The 15,290-nt window shown below is 37.2% G+C and carries 11 protein-coding genes; 4 read left to right on the top strand and 7 right to left on the bottom strand.

Annotation, left to right across the window (positions count from 1 at the left end; genetic code table 11):
* Positions 1 to 20: 20 nt before the first annotated feature.
* The 6 genes from OQX63_RS20325 to OQX63_RS20305 form a co-directional block, all read right to left on the bottom strand.
* Positions 21 to 3,299 (bottom strand): SusC/RagA family TonB-linked outer membrane protein, encoded by a 3,279-nt coding sequence (locus OQX63_RS20325; protein ID WP_265852636.1) that lies wholly within the window; start codon positions 3,297 to 3,299, stop codon positions 21 to 23.
* A 436-nt stretch (positions 3,300 to 3,735) separates the two neighbouring features.
* Positions 3,736 to 5,841, bottom strand: a complete 2,106-nt coding sequence (recG, locus tag OQX63_RS20320; protein WP_265852635.1) for an ATP-dependent DNA helicase RecG — start codon at positions 5,839 to 5,841, stop codon at positions 3,736 to 3,738.
* A gap of 6 nt (positions 5,842 to 5,847) precedes the next feature.
* A complete protein-coding gene (locus OQX63_RS20315) occupies positions 5,848 to 6,750 on the bottom strand; it encodes an EamA family transporter (protein WP_265852634.1) in 903 nt (300 codons plus the stop codon).
* A gap of 2 nt (positions 6,751 to 6,752) precedes the next feature.
* The gene (locus tag OQX63_RS20310) at positions 6,753 to 7,133 is read right to left on the bottom strand and encodes a RidA family protein (protein WP_265852633.1); all 381 of its coding nucleotides are present in this window, start codon (positions 7,131 to 7,133) and stop codon (positions 6,753 to 6,755) included.
* 11 nt (positions 7,134 to 7,144) lie between these two features.
* Complete coding sequence (locus OQX63_RS23425; protein WP_317039670.1) at positions 7,145 to 7,282, bottom strand: DUF6728 family protein; 138 nt, start codon at positions 7,280 to 7,282, stop codon at positions 7,145 to 7,147.
* Positions 7,283 to 7,379: 97 nt separating this feature from the next.
* On the bottom strand, positions 7,380 to 8,726 hold the full coding sequence (locus OQX63_RS20305) for an OmpA family protein (protein WP_265852632.1): 1,347 nt from the start codon (positions 8,724 to 8,726) through the stop codon (positions 7,380 to 7,382).
* Between the two features lie 167 nt (positions 8,727 to 8,893).
* On the opposite strand from OQX63_RS20305, the gene OQX63_RS20300 reads away from it, so the two are divergent.
* Positions 8,894 to 10,183, top strand: a complete 1,290-nt coding sequence (locus OQX63_RS20300) for an aminopeptidase P family protein (protein WP_265852631.1) — start codon at positions 8,894 to 8,896, stop codon at positions 10,181 to 10,183.
* A 61-nt stretch (positions 10,184 to 10,244) separates the two neighbouring features.
* Here the strand turns inward: OQX63_RS20300 and meaB are convergent, their stop codons facing one another.
* Positions 10,245 to 11,144, bottom strand: coding sequence for a methylmalonyl Co-A mutase-associated GTPase MeaB (gene meaB, locus OQX63_RS20295; RefSeq protein ID WP_265852630.1), 900 nt, complete (start codon positions 11,142 to 11,144; stop codon positions 10,245 to 10,247).
* Positions 11,145 to 11,202: 58 nt separating this feature from the next.
* Here meaB and OQX63_RS20290 point away from each other — a divergent pair, with 58 nt between their 5' ends.
* The 3 genes from OQX63_RS20290 (at position 11,203) to OQX63_RS20280 (ending at position 15,284) form a co-directional block, all read left to right on the top strand.
* Positions 11,203 to 12,078 (top strand): glycosyltransferase family 2 protein, encoded by an 876-nt coding sequence (locus OQX63_RS20290; RefSeq protein WP_265852629.1) that lies wholly within the window; start codon positions 11,203 to 11,205, stop codon positions 12,076 to 12,078.
* 47 nt (positions 12,079 to 12,125) lie between these two features.
* On the top strand, positions 12,126 to 13,196 hold the full coding sequence (locus OQX63_RS20285) for a glycosyltransferase family 4 protein (protein ID WP_265852628.1): 1,071 nt from the start codon (positions 12,126 to 12,128) through the stop codon (positions 13,194 to 13,196).
* A 252-nt stretch (positions 13,197 to 13,448) separates the two neighbouring features.
* Positions 13,449 to 15,284, top strand: coding sequence for an ABC transporter ATP-binding protein (locus OQX63_RS20280; RefSeq protein WP_265852627.1), 1,836 nt, complete (start codon positions 13,449 to 13,451; stop codon positions 15,282 to 15,284).
* Positions 15,285 to 15,290: the final 6 nt, after the last annotated feature.

Here is a 15,290-nt window from a genome sequence, read left to right as displayed (position 1 = left end):
CAGTTAAACTTGATTACCCTTTAAAAGGCGGCTTTAATACCAAAATTGATTACCCTGGCCTGTGGATAATATTGGCCACTCGAATTGGTTGATTCGGGATCCCATATCTTGATTTTATCCAGCGTAGCCAGGTTTAATCCGTTCGCATAAACCCTTACGCTATTCAGGCCTACTTTTTCTACCAGGGTATTTGGCAAGGTGTAGCCTAACTCTACGTTTTTAAGCCTGATGTAATTATTGCTCCGCAACCAATAGGTATTGTTCAGCGCATTGTTACTATCGGTATAATAAGTAGCTCCACGATTAGATAAACGCGGATTTATCGAACTTGGGCTATCAATGCTCCAACGGTTCAGGTACGACCATTCCAGAAAATTACCAATATCGCCAGATTCAGTTATACCTACAATCTGCATGCCTCCAGTTGCGCCTTGAATCAGGACAGATAAATCGAACCCTTTATATTGCAGGTTTAAATTGAAACCTCCGGTAAAGGTTGGTGTGCCGTTTTTATCCAGGCGGATTTTATCATCAGCATTAATTTTGCCATCACCATTAATATCCTTAAACTTCATATCACCAGGGCGTAAGGTGCTGGTTAGCGCACCATAATTTAATTTATTGGCATTAATTTCTGCCTGGTCTTTAAAAACACCATCATAATCGTATACCAACCAAGAATTGGTTATGCGACCAGTTGAGTACTGCCATTCAGGAGCACCAGGGGTTTCATCCCAAAAAATGATTTTATTTTTCGCATAGCCTCCGTTTACACTCACTCCAAAGTTTAAATCACCAACCTGGTCATTGTAGCTTAATTTAAATTCAAATCCTTTGTTGTTTACTTTCCCTAAGTTAACAGGAGGTAAACGATCGGTAATGCCCGAGCTTTCAGGCACTGAGCTACCTCTGCTAATTAAAATGTTTGTACGTTTATTGTAGAAATAATCTAATTCAAGTGATAATTTGTTATTTAGAAACGATGCGTCCAAACCTACGTTGGTATTATTGGCCACTTCCCATCCAAAGTTGAAGTTTGGCACTTTGCCTTCTGTTAGCGTTTTAGTAACAAGATCATTAAAGGTATAGGTGCCAAAATTCATTAAGCTGAGGTATTGATATTCTTGCAGTACATCTCCAAAATATGCCTCAGCACCCATCTGGCCATACGATGCCCTCAGTTTTAAATTATTTATGAACTTAACATTTTCTTTGAAAAAAGACTCTTCAGATAAACGCCAGCCTACCGATACACCAGGAAAAAAACCAAAACGTCTGTTGATTGGAAAAATGTATGATCCATCTACACGCCACAGAAATTCAGCAAGATATTTTTCTTTATAGTTATATCCAGCCCTCCCGAAATAACTTAACCGTGCTCTATTGAAAAGACGATTTGGATTACTAGGATCATCTAAATTACCTAATGATTGTTCGCGTTCATCACCAGCCAATAATTCCTGAACAGATTGTGAAATAAAATACCTTCTGAAAGCCGTAAAACCATCATTATCAACTTTTTCTCGGGTTACCCCAGCCATCAGACCAATATTGTGATCACCAATTTTTTTATCATAATTAATCATTCCGGTCAGGTTGATGGCCAATTGTCCACCAGCAGTTTCCCTTAACCTGGGATCGGTATATTGCGACCTTACCGTACCCGTTAACACTGGTGTTACACCGTCTGCTTCAAAAGTTTTCTTGTCCCAATCGTAAAGTGTCCAGGGCAATTGCCAATTTTTCTGCCTGCCCGAATATTTATCTATTGCAGCAGTTCCCGTTACTTTTAATCCCTCAACACCTGGGATTTTAATTTCTACTTTACCTGTAGTTTGAAAATAGTCTCTGATATCTTTATTATAACCGGTCAAATCTGTAGTAGATACCACCGGGTTATAACCATATTCGATATCTCTTCCAGGTTTACCATTTGGCCATATCGCAATTTCAGTTGGTCTTCCACGCATTAAAAACCTGAAAATATCGCCGGCACCCACCGTAGGGAAATTACGGTTTTCTTCTCTGGCTGTCACCCCTAAGGTTGTGGTAATATATTTATTCAACTTTGCTTCGAGATTAAAACGCATATCATATTGCTTGTATCCCGTTGCAGAATTTTTATAATAGCCATCCTGATCAAGATAGCCCAAAGAAACGAGGTACTTTACATTTTCACTTCCTCCATTGATCTGAACATTATGCCTTTGCTGAGGCGACCAGTTTTGAAAAGTGGTTTTAAACCAATCGGTATTAGGATATCTTAGCGGATCTGATCCATCGCCAAACTTTCTGATCTCATCTGCCTTATAAGCAGCATTAATTGTTTTTCCTCCTGTAGAAGTATAGGAACCCGTAGATTTAAAACTGTTCCACGCCGCCGACCATTCATTTGGATTAATATCAGAACCAAAGATATTAAGCTCATTCAGGATTTCGGCATATTGTACGGAATTGGCCATTTTCGGTATTCGTGTAGGTTGTTGCAAGCCATAACTAAAGTCGTATGAAAACTGAGGTTTACCAGATTTACCCAGTTTGGTGGTAATTAAGATTACCCCGTTGGCTGCTTGCGAGCCATAGATAGCAGCAGATGCATCCTTCAACACCGATACACTTTCAATATCGTTCGGATTTAACCTTTCGATACCTCCTGCACGGTTGGGTATACCATCTATTACAATCAGTGCATTGTTATTTCCAAGCGAGTTTGTACCACGAATCCTGATGGTAGACCCGTCGTAGCCCGGTTCTCCACTTCCCTGTAAAGCCGTTACACCAGGTAAACGTCCTGCTAACGAGTTGGTTAAGTTTACCGATGAAGATTTAGCAAGTTCAGTACCTTTAACAGAAGCAACAGCACCAGATACGACAGCTTTCTTTTGTGTGCCATAACCTACAACAACCACTTCCGAAAGATTTTGGTTATTCTCTAATAACCTGACATTAATATTGGTTTGGTTTTTTACCTGAACTTCCTGATCTGCATAACCGATATAGGTAAATATCAATGTTGCATCTTCAGGTACTTTGATGCTAAAATTTCCCGATCCATCGGTTACCGTAGTTGCTGCGCCTCCTTTCAACTTCACACTTACACCTGGAATTGGGCCTTTGGCATCTGTAACTTTCCCCTTAACAATAATATCCTGGAAGGGAAGTTTATAAAAATCAAAAGGTTCCTTTTCATGCAATGATGCCCTGGCAGACATGCTGGCAAGTGGAGAAAAAACGAGACAACCACCGCAAACAAGAAATAGGCTACTTTTGGCAAAAGTCCTCAATAGATTTTTTTTCATAGTTTTTAATTTATTTTGGTTAGATATTGATTGTAATACAATTTAATATTCATGAGTAATCATGAACTTTCATTAGTGCATTATTAATACTTTGATTTATTGAGTCAATCCTTTATATCAATTTCTCTAAAAAGATTGTAGCCTTCTTAGTTATGATGCCAATAAACACAGTTAACCATTATGAATCCCCTTATCTGATACATAAACTAACTATTTATATCTACGTGGTAAATATATGATGCGTATTACTTGTCAACTAAACAGTTAATATTTGGTTACACGCAAGATAGGAATATTAGGAATTTAAAAATGCGGGCGAAATAATATTTATACTGCAATGTATTGTAAAAAAAGCATTACAAAACGACGCAATATAGAATAAATAATACAATGTTAATTATTATTGTAAAAGCCGAAGAATTACTTTGGTTATTCGTTAGCTTATTTTGTCAAAAGAAATGCCTCTTTCTAACCTATGCAGGTAGGCCTTTAAACCAGCATGTTCGGTTTTTTCTAACTGTGGATCTTCAGAAAAAAGTTCGATAACTGTATTGCGTGCTTCAGATAAAATTATTTGATCTTTGGCCAGGTCAGCAAGTTTTAAATCCAGCACACCACTCTGCTGCGTTCCGGTAATATCGCCGGGGCCTCGAAGCTGCAGATCAATTTCCGATATTTCGAAACCGTTATTGGTCCGCACCATTGTTTCTAAACGGATCTTTCCCTCTTTACTGAGTTTATTACCGCTCATTAAGATGCAGAAAGATTGTTCTGCTCCACGGCCTACCCTACCGCGTAACTGGTGAAGCTGAGACAGACCAAACCGTTCGGCATTTTCAATTACCATTACTGAAGCATTAGGTACATTAACACCTACTTCAATTACGGTTGTAGCTACCATAATCTGACTTTTACCATCAATAAACTGCTGCATCTCGAACTGTTTATCTGCATTTGGCATTTGGCCGTGCACAATACTCATCTGGTATTCAGGGCGTGGAAATTGGTAGCTCAACTGCTCAATTCCAGCTTCGAGATTTAAAAGATCTAATTTCTCACTTTCCTTAATCAAAGGATAAACAATATAAACTTGTCTGCCTTTGGCTATTTCCTGCTTCATAAAACCAAACATCCTAAGCCGTTGGCCTTCAAAAAGGTGTTTTGTTTCTATTGGCTTTCTGCCAGCCGGTAATTCATCAATAATAGAAACATCAAGATCACCATATAAAGTCATTGCAAGCGTACGCGGAATTGGCGTAGCCGTCATCACCAGTATGTGTGGAGGAATAATATTTTTCCTCCACAGCTTAGCACGCTGTTCAACACCAAAACGATGTTGTTCATCAATTACAACAAGCCCCAGGTTTTTAAACTGAACCTTATCTTCAATCAATGCATGTGTCCCAATCAGAATATCAATCTCACCATTCTCCAATTGCTCATGCAAAACGGTACGCTCTTTCTTTTTAGTATTTCCGGTAAGAATAGCAACACGCACCAGATCATCGGTTACAAGTTCGGTAATAGAGGCATAATGCTGACGGGCCAAAATTTCGGTCGGAGCCATCATACAAGCCTGGTAGCCGTTATCATTTGCCAAAAGCATACTCATCAGTGCAACCGCAGTTTTACCACTCCCTACGTCGCCCTGAACAAGCCTGTTCATCTGCACACCGCGTTGCGTATCGATCCTGATTTCCTTAACTACACGTTTTTGAGCATTGGTTAACTCGAAAGGTAAAAATTCCTTATAAAAACGGTTCACCTTTTCACCAACTTTATCGAAGGTTGCACCTTTAAATTTTAATTGGCGTAAATGTTTATTGTGTAAAAGCTGTAACTGGATAAAGAATAACTCCTCAAACTTTAGCCTTCTTTCTGCAGCATTTAAATCCTGTTGATTTTTAGGAAAATGAATATTTAGCAAGGCCAATCTTTTATCAGGCAGCTGGTACTTATCTATAATGTATTGAGGTAAATTTTCTGGCACCTGAGGGATAACCTGATCAAGCAGACCTGCAATTAAACGTTGTAAGCCCTTTGAATCGAGATTAAATTTTTTAAGCTTTTCTGTCGAATTATAAACCGGTTGTAGGGTTAAATTACCTCTTCCTACCTGTTTGCGTTGGTATAGCTCCATTTCAGGATGTGAGATACTGAATGTTCCGTTAAAAAAATTGGGTTTCCCAAAGGCTACGTACGCGGTTCCAACGGTAATATTCTCATCAACCCATTTCAGGCTCTGAAACCAAACCAGTTCCATAATTCCGGTATCATCTTTAAAAACAGCGATAATACGTTTCGCTCTTTTGTCGCCGATTACCTTTTTGTTAATTACCCTACCGATGATTTGGATATACTGCGAATCGGGATTAATCTGGTTGATCTTAAAATATTTTGTACGGTCGATATACCTGAAGGGATAGTGCGCAAGCATATCCTGATAGGTGAACAGGCCGAGATCTTTTTTTAAAACATCGGCACGACTTGGCCCAACGCCTTTCAAAAACTCAACAGGTGTATCTAATACCGAATTAAACAAAATATTCTACTGTTTCTTGTAAACAACACTTTTTAGCAATGGTGCATTAAAAATAACAATCGATAGCAGCAAAAGCAAATAAGCAAAAAGTTGGTGCAGATCTATCTTCTCTTCAAAGTAGAAAAATGCAACGGCAAAAGCAACAATTGGATTGATATAGATTAAAATACCTAGGGCAGATGAAGGCATTCCCATCAGCGCATAAGAATTTAAAAAAAGTGGAATAATGGTAAATACAATAGCGATCAAAAATATATGCAGCCAAAAAATATTTTCGGTTGGAAAAGGCGCAGCATTGAGAAAATATAATGGCAGCATCATTAATCCGGATAAAATTAACTGAACGCCTAAAAAATTAAATTTATCTATTCCTTTAATTATTTTCAGCAAAATAACATACATGGCATAAAATGAAGCAATGATAATGGCCCATATTACTTCATGTAAGGATCCTGTTGCCAACAGTATGATACTGATAAAAGCAACAATAAGCGCAATAGCCTTGGCCTTGGTTAATCGCTCTTTTAAAATAATAAATCCGCAAAGTGCAGTTAACAGCGGGCAAACCATATAGGCAAAAGCTGCCGCCCTTAAACTCACACTATTTACGGCATAAATATAGGTGAACCAATTTCCGGTAATTAGAAATGACGACACTACCGTAAGCAGCATTAATTTAGTTTTATTGCGCGTGCTTAGTGATTTCAAGAAATTCAAATCACTTTTTAGTGCTTCTCTCCTGAATAAAAAAATGGTTGCCCAAACTAAAATAGTGGAAACGAATATCCTATAATATAAAATTTCGTGTGGTGGAAAACCCTTTATGTTACGTAAAGGTATAGACATTGTTCCCCAGATAATGTAAGGAACAATGCCCGATAGGAAGTATTTAATTTTATTGTCTGTCAAAACTAGCCTACAATGGCAATTACAGAGATTTCTACATTAACGTTTTTAGGCAATACAGAAACCTGAACCGTTTCGCGGGCAGGAAAATCAGCTGTGAAGTATTGCCCGTAAACTTCATTTACCTGAGCAAAAGTACCCATATCACTTAAAAAAATAGTAGATTTTACTACATGATCAAACGTTAAACCTGCCTCAAGCAAAACAGCTTTAAGGTTACGCATTACTTGATGCGTTTCTTCTTCAATATTGCCAATATTTAATTCTCCGCTTTCGGGATTAATAGCTACCTGGCCCGATACGAATAAAAAGTTTCCAGCTTTTACAGCCTGGCTATATGGCCCAATTGGAGCTGGGGCATTGGTTGTCTTAATAATTTGTTTCATACAATTTAGGGTTATTTGGCAAGCCACTGAATAAGCTTATAGATGATACCAGCAAGAAAAATTAAGATGGCCAATGCATTAATAAAATGCATAATTCTCAGATTGATGTTATTTGGCCTGTTAGGATCTTTTTTTCTAAAGAAGTACATGATACAAACTTAGCTAAAAAGCTTAATACGCGAAACTAAAAGGCATAAAAAAAGTCCCGATTTGCATCGGGACTTTCTTAAATTTTATATTGAAATACTAGTTTCTAGCAGTTTCAACACGACGGTTTTGGATACGACCTTCTTCAGTATCGTTAGAAGCAATTGGGTTAGCTTCGCCATTACCTTTAGTAGCAACTTGACTAGCGTTAACGCCAGAGTTTACTAAGTAAGTTTTAACAGAGTTAGCTCTGTCTTTAGATAATTTCAAGTTATATGCAGCAGTACCTTCGCTTGAAGCGTAACCGTTTACAGTTACTTTACCACCGTTTTCACGTAACACTGAAGATAATTTATCTAAAGTAGGGTAAGACTCAGTTTTTAAAACTGAAGAGTTGAAATCGAAACCGATTTTCTCGAAACCAGTTACGTTAGAAGCTACTGAATCAACTGGAGCTGATTTTGGAAGAGGACAACCTGAACCATCAACAGCAGTACCAGCAGGAGTTCCTGGGCATTTGTCGAATTGATCAGCAACACCGTCACCATCAGTATCTTTTTTCAAATCTTCAACAGATTTCTCAACAGCAGAAACACGGTTTTTCAATGCTTCAACTTCTTGACGTAAAGTTGGATCTTTTAACTCATCGTACATAGTAGCTAATGGGTTAGTCCACTCTAAACTTGGTTTAGCAGAAGAACCTAAAGAGAATTCTAAACCAGCATAACCGTAAGAGAATTTATCTTTAGTTTGACCTTTTGCATAAACTCCGTCTAAGTTATCAGCATCAACAAAGTTCATAGTGTAACCTAAGTTAAAGTTAACACGCTCAGAAACTTTGAATTTAACACCAGCACCAACTGGAATATAGAAACCTTTTACGTAATCTTTAGCATCATGTCTGTCATCAGCAGGACCAACAGCTTTACCTTTCCAGTCAATAACTTGACCAGCACCAGTAGTAATTTTTGGCGCATAAGCCATATAACCAGCACCAGCAGTTAAGAAGAAACCTACAGCGTTCTCACGACGTAAGAAATCGATAGAACCTACGTTTACAACACCACGTAAATCTACAGCATATTGTAATTCAGTTTCGAAATCTTTAACAGCAGGGTTAGTAATACCTTCGTTGTTACCTGAAAGTTTACCACGTGTTCCGTTTAATTCTAAACCGAAAGAGTGACCTAACTGCTTACGGATGTTTAAACCGTAACCTAAGTTAGCATCCCATTTGTTGAAATCATTAGTACCACCGATAGCAACAACTGGCATTAAAACACCACCGTGTACACCGATAGACCAAGTTCTGTACTGTCCTCTACCGCCAAATACCTTGACAGCAGAAGTGGTTGCAGGAGCATCCTGAGCGACAGCAAGAGAAGCAACTCCTGTTAATGCCACTAAAGAAAGCGCAACACTTTTCTTTAAAGTAGAATAATTCATTTTTTTCTTTTTTAAGGGTTAAACAATTTAATTGATTAATTTTTCAGTAAAGGCAAAATTAATCAAAATTTTAAATTTTCAAACTTTTATACAAACTCCGTTCCAAACTTCGCTACTCATTAAGCATTTTATTACTTTTGGCCCTTGCCCACATAAAATACCGTATCATGAAATATCCTACTATTGATCAGTCATTATTCTTTTTAAATAGAAAAAAATTCACTAACAACCTAAAAAACAATTCAATAGCTATATTTAACGCTAATGATGAGTTCCCAAGAAGTGGTGATCAAAACTTCGTTTTTAAGCAAAATCCCGATTTATTTTATTTATCTGGAATTGATCAGGAACAAACAATTTTATTGTTATATCCTGATTGTCCTAATCCTTTGTACAGAGAAGTCCTGTTTTTAAGACAGACTAACGACTATATCAAAGTTTGGGAAGGATATAAGTATACCAAAGAACAAGCAAAAGCTGCATCAGGTATCCAGTCCGTATACTGGCTGGAAGATTTTGATAACATTTTACATAGCATCGTTAATTATGCTGAACATATTTATTTAAATACCAATGAGAACGATAGGTACGCTCACGAAGTTCCTTATCGCGATATCCGTTTCATTGAGAAAATGAAATCAAAATATCCATTGCATCATTATGAACGCTCGGCACCGATTATGCGAAATTTGCGTGCAGTTAAATCAGATGTTGAGATCGAACTGATAAAAAAGGCATCAGCAATAACACGCGATGCTTTTATTAGGGTGCTAAAATTTACCAAACCTGGCGTTAAGGAATTTGAAATTGAAGCGGAGATTATACACGAATTTATTCGCCAGGGTGGAACAGGTCATGCCTATACCCCAATTATTGCTTCCGGCCATAACGCTAACATCCTCCACTACAACGATAATAACGAGGTTTGTAAAGGTGGAGATGTTATACTTTTCGATTTTGGAGCAGAGTACGCCAATTATAATGCAGATATGAGTAGGGCCATCCCTGTTAACGGCAGATTTACACAAAGACAAAAGGATGTATATAATGCCGTACTGCATGTAATGAAAGAGTCGATTAAATTAATTGGCGAAGGGACGATATGGAATACTTACCACGAGCAGGTTGGTGAAATCATGACCGAGCAACTGATCGATCTTGGGCTCCTTTCAACGGCAGATGTAAAGAAGCAAACCGCAGCATGGCCTGCTTATAAAAAATATTTTATGCATGGCAATTCGCATCATCTGGGTATTGATGTTCATGACTTTGCAGGAAGATACACCCCATTTGCCAGCGGGAACATTCTTACAGTTGAACCAGGTATCTATATTCCAGAAGAAGGCTTAGGCATCCGTTTAGAAAACAATATTCTCATCACTGCAAATGGCAACATCGATTTAATGGCCGATATACCATTAGAAGCAGAAGAGATTGAGGAAATTATGAACAGTTAGTCAGTTTGCAGTTAACAGTTGGCATTTGCGCTTACAGTTAATCAGTTTAAACAATAACCGCTTAACCATTATTGCCAAACTTATCCGCAAAACGATAAATATTAAAATCATCTTTTTTTAAGGCTGCCTGAATTTTTTCTCGCAGCCTTTTCTTATCGATATGCTGCAGTTTTTGATGCTGTATCAGTTTCCATGCTTTCTCTGCAAACAAAAAAGCTTTTCGGTTATGGTCAAAAAGTTCGGGTTTGATGATCCATTTACACAATTCGTCTATACCCATATTTTTATCGGCAACTGTTTTTAAGATGGGAATAGTTTTTACACCCTGATGAACGATTTTTTTTAGGTTATTGGCAAAAGTATCTGCTCCTTCCCTATCAGCCTTATTAATTACAAAACAACCAGCAATTTCCATCAAACCAGACTTGATATGTTGGACTTCATCTCCAGATTCTGGCACCAATACCACAATGGTTTTATCTGCCAATCCCGCAATTTCCACTTCCGATTGGCCAACCCCAACAGTTTCAACAATAATCAAATCAAAATTTGCCGCTTTTAAAACATCAACCATTTCAATGGTTTTTGCCGAAATACCGCCCAAAGCGCCACGTGTAGCCAACGAACGGATAAAAACATTTGGATTGTTAAACTGACCAGCCATCCGGATGCGATCGCCTAACAAAGAGCCAAAATTAAACGGAGAGGTCGGGTCTATCGCTAATATGGCAATGCGTTTGCCTTCAGCAACAAAATGATTGGTTATTGCATTTACCAGCGTACTCTTACCAGCACCTGGAGGCCCTGTGATACCCAAAACCGGAACATCAGTTTTACTATCTAAACTTCTTAAAATCGAATCGGCTGGTGCAATATCATTTTCAACAAGCGTTAATGTTCTTGCCAAAACCTTATAATTGCCCGCTTTTATTTCGCTTAAAATGGATAGATGCGTATTCATCAATAAAACTATCTTTGTACAAATTAACAAAAATTATTAGCTACAAGGCGCCACCATAATGAAAGTTACCGGTTTTACATTTTTAAGAAATGCTATTGCTAACGATTATCCTGCAAAGGAAGCGATACTTTCTGTGCTGCCATTGTGTGATGATTTTATTGTTGCATTGGGAAACTCTACAGACGAAACCTCCAAAATGGTTAAAAGCATTGATCCTAAAATCAGAACAATTGATACCATTTGGGATGAAAGCATCCGCGAAGGTGGACGTGTTTTTGCCGATGAAACCAATAAGGCTTTGGCTGAAATAAGTAGCGATACCGACTGGATGATTTATATTCAGGGCGATGAAGCCATACACGAAGATTATCTTCCACTGATTAAAAAAGAAATGGAAGCTGAAATCGACAATAACCATGTTGAGGCCTTGCTTTTAAAGTATAAACATTTTTATGCTTCTTATGATTACCTGGCCGAATCGAGGCGCTGGTACAGAAGAGAAGTAAGGATTATCAAAAATCTGCCTGGTGTTCGCTCTTACCGCGATGCACAGGGGTTCAGAATTAACGACAGAAAACTTAAAGTTAAGTTAATTGATGCTTATGTTTATCATTATGGCTGGGTAAAACCACCAAAAGGATTACAGGGCAAAGTGCGGAATTTTAATCAGTTTTATCAGACAGACGAGTGGATTGAAGAAAATTATCCGGTTCAAGAAACCTATGACATGCACAATGCGGATCGCTTGGTTCATTTTAAGGGTAGCCATCCAAAAGTAATGCAAGCCAGAATTGCAGCGGCAAACTGGAAATTTGAAAAAGATTTAACGAAAGAAACCACTAAAATGAATTTCCGCAGAAGAGTTTTACAAAAAATTGAAGATCTAACCGGATTGCGGTTATTTGAGTATCGGAATTATAAAATTGTAAAGTAGACTACAATTTAAATCTATATATATTTGCATCATCAAATAACATTTTAATGAAAAAGCCCAACATTTTAGTAACTTTTGATTCGATGAAGGATGCCAATTGCGGCTATTTCTCGTTTGGAAAAGGCTTGGGTGATGCATTGATCCAGGAAAATAGGGGAAAATTTAAATTAAAGTTTTATCTTTTTAAACATACTCAATATCTTTTTAATGGCCTGGTTGATATTATTTATCTATCCAGGTTAGACAGGTTATTCTTTAAAGGAAAAAATGACTTCGATGTTGTTCATCTTTCCGATCAAACCTGTAGATTAAGACCTAACAGGGTGAATGCAAAAGAAATAATGACCGTTCATGATATGAACAAGGTTCATTTAAGGTTTAGTAAGCCGCACAGAATCCAGGTATATTTAAAAAAACTGGGCAAGCTCATTTCGCAGTGTGATAAGATTGTATGCATATCACAGTTTGTTGCTAATGATGTTGTTCACTACTTCCCCGAAGCCAAAGAAAAGGTGAGTGTGATATATAATGGTGCAGATAAATTGATTTCGGATGAAAAACATCACCCCAGCTTTGTTCCTCCAAAACCTTTCTTATTTACAATAGGGTTATTATCGGTGCAAAAAGGATTTCATCTACTGCCAGCTTTATTAAAAGGGAATGATTTTGACCTTGTTATTTCGGGAAAAGAAACCCCTCATAAGCAAAGGATTTTAGAAGAAGCGGAGAAATATGATTGTTTAGACAGGATACATGTCACAGGACCAATCTCAGATGAAGATAAAGCCTGGTACTACAAAAATTGTGATGCTTTTTTATTCCCTTCAGTTGCCGAAGGATTTGGTCTTCCTGTAATAGAAGCCCTGCACTTTGGAAAGCCTGTTTTCCTCTCAAAATTCACTTCACTTCCTGAAGTTGGCGGCGATGTTGCCTATTATTTTGACACTTTCGAACCTGAACACATGCAGGAAGTATTTAGAAATGGAATGATGGATTTTACTCAAAATAACCGATCTAAAGAAGCGATTGCGCAGGCCGAAAAATTTTCGTGGGAAATTGCAGCCAACCAGTATCTGAATTTATATCAGGAATGCCTGGGGAACAGCAATGAAAAATAGGGATTTATATTGTAACAATTCTATCATTCCTATTCAATTCTGCACTGATTAATGTTTGATTATTAAAATATATCAGCTGTAAAACAGCTTATTTATTCATCCTTAAAAACCAAGAATTGTAATTTTAAACCGCACAGGTTTCGAAAAACCACAACGTTTAATTGAAAAGCTTAACTTTGTTGAGTTTTTATATAGATTTTTTAGGGTGATACTTTAACCATCTTCCTTTTTACATATTCCATTTTACATAAAATGAATACTTATTTTCGTTTATTATCATTTGCCAAGCCAATAGAAAAATTTGCAATACCGTATGTTATTGCAACTCTACTTTCGATTCTATTCGGAACCTTTAACTTAGCCTTATTATCGCCGCTATTTGAAACACTTTTAAATGCAAATAAACAAGCTTGCCAAACACCAAGCTTAACTGATAAAGCAGCTTCATCATTTAGTTTACTGGGAAAGTTAAGAGACTTTGTTAACTATTCAATTAAGGTTAACACCATAGAAAGTACACTGATGTACATTTGTATCATCATCGTTATCTCTGTATTGCTTTCCAATTTGTTCAGGTATTTTTCTCAGCGTTATATGGAAGATTTGAGAGTACATACGCTCCTCAACTTTAGAAAGCGGGTTTTCAACAATGTGATGAATCTTCACATAGGATATTTTAACAATGAAAGAAAGGGTGATATTATTTCTAAAGTAGCCTCTGATGTCCAGGTAGTTCAATTTACAGTTACCAACACCCTTCAGGTTGTCTTTAAGGAGCCTGTAACGCTAATTGTATATGTTATTCTTTTATTTAACATATCAGCAAAGCTGACCTTATTCTCTTTATTAGTAATCCCGATTTCTGCATTTATTATCAGCAAAATTGTAAAAAGATTGAAGCAGCAGGCAAAAGAATCGCATGAATCTTTTGCGAAAATGATTGGCTTTTTAGATGAGGCCTTGAGTGGGATTAAAATTATTAAAGCCTTTAACGCAACTGAACGAATTAAAGATAAATTCAACCAGGAAAATATATTCTATTCTAACTTAACTCGCAAAATGGTTAGGCGTCAACAACTGGGTTCTCCAGTTTCTGAATTTCTAGGCGTTTTAATGATTTCAATTATCGTTTGGTACGGGGGATCATTAATTTTGCATAATGATAAAAATGCGCTAACTGCATCAGATTTCATTGCTTATATTGCCATTTTTTCTCAAGTAATGCGCCCCGCAAAAGCATTAACAGATTCATTTAGTGGGATCCACTCTGGAATTGCAGCAGGCGAAAGGGTTTTAGAACTAATTGATACAAAACCATTATTGTTAGATCAATCAGATGCTAAAACGCTTGATGGTTTTAATGATACAATAAGTATTCAAAATATATCATTCAATTATGGAGAAAAACAAATATTAAACTCAATAAGCTTGGATATAGAAAAAGGTAAAACAGTGGCATTGGTTGGTCCTTCAGGTGGAGGTAAAAGCACCTTAATGGATTTATTTCCACGTTTTCATGATCCAAAATCAGGGAGTATCAAAATCGACGGCCACGATTATAAAGATCTTACCGTAGATAGTATCCGCTCTCAAATGGGTATTGTAAACCAGGAATCATTTTTGTTTAACGATAGCATTTTTAATAATATCGCCTTTGCTAAACCCGATGCTACGGAGGAAGAAGTGATTGCAGCTGCAAAAATTGCCAATGCGCATGATTTTATATTGAATACCGAAAATGGTTATCAAACCAATGTTGGCGATAGAGGGAACAAATTATCAGGCGGCCAAAAGCAACGGGTTTGTATTGCCCGCGCAGTTTTAGCTAACCCTCCAATTATGCTTTTAGACGAAGCTACTTCCGCGTTAGATACAGAATCTGAAAAATTAGTACAGGATGCTTTAAATAATTTGATGAAAAACCGTACCTCAATTGTTATCGCACACCGCTTAAGTACCATTCAGCATGCCGATAAGATCGTTGTGATTGATAAGGGCGAAGTTATTGAAAGTGGAAGCCACATGGAATTGATGAATAAAAATGGTTTATACAGGCGTTTAATCGACATGCAAGCCTTTAACGACTAAATATCG

It is taken from the genome of Pedobacter sp. PF22-3 (assembly GCF_026239555.1).
Taxonomy (GTDB): Bacteria; Bacteroidota; Bacteroidia; order Sphingobacteriales; family Sphingobacteriaceae; genus Pedobacter.
Note: the sequence above shows the minus strand (reverse complement) of the source record. Positions and strands in the feature narration are given on the sequence as shown.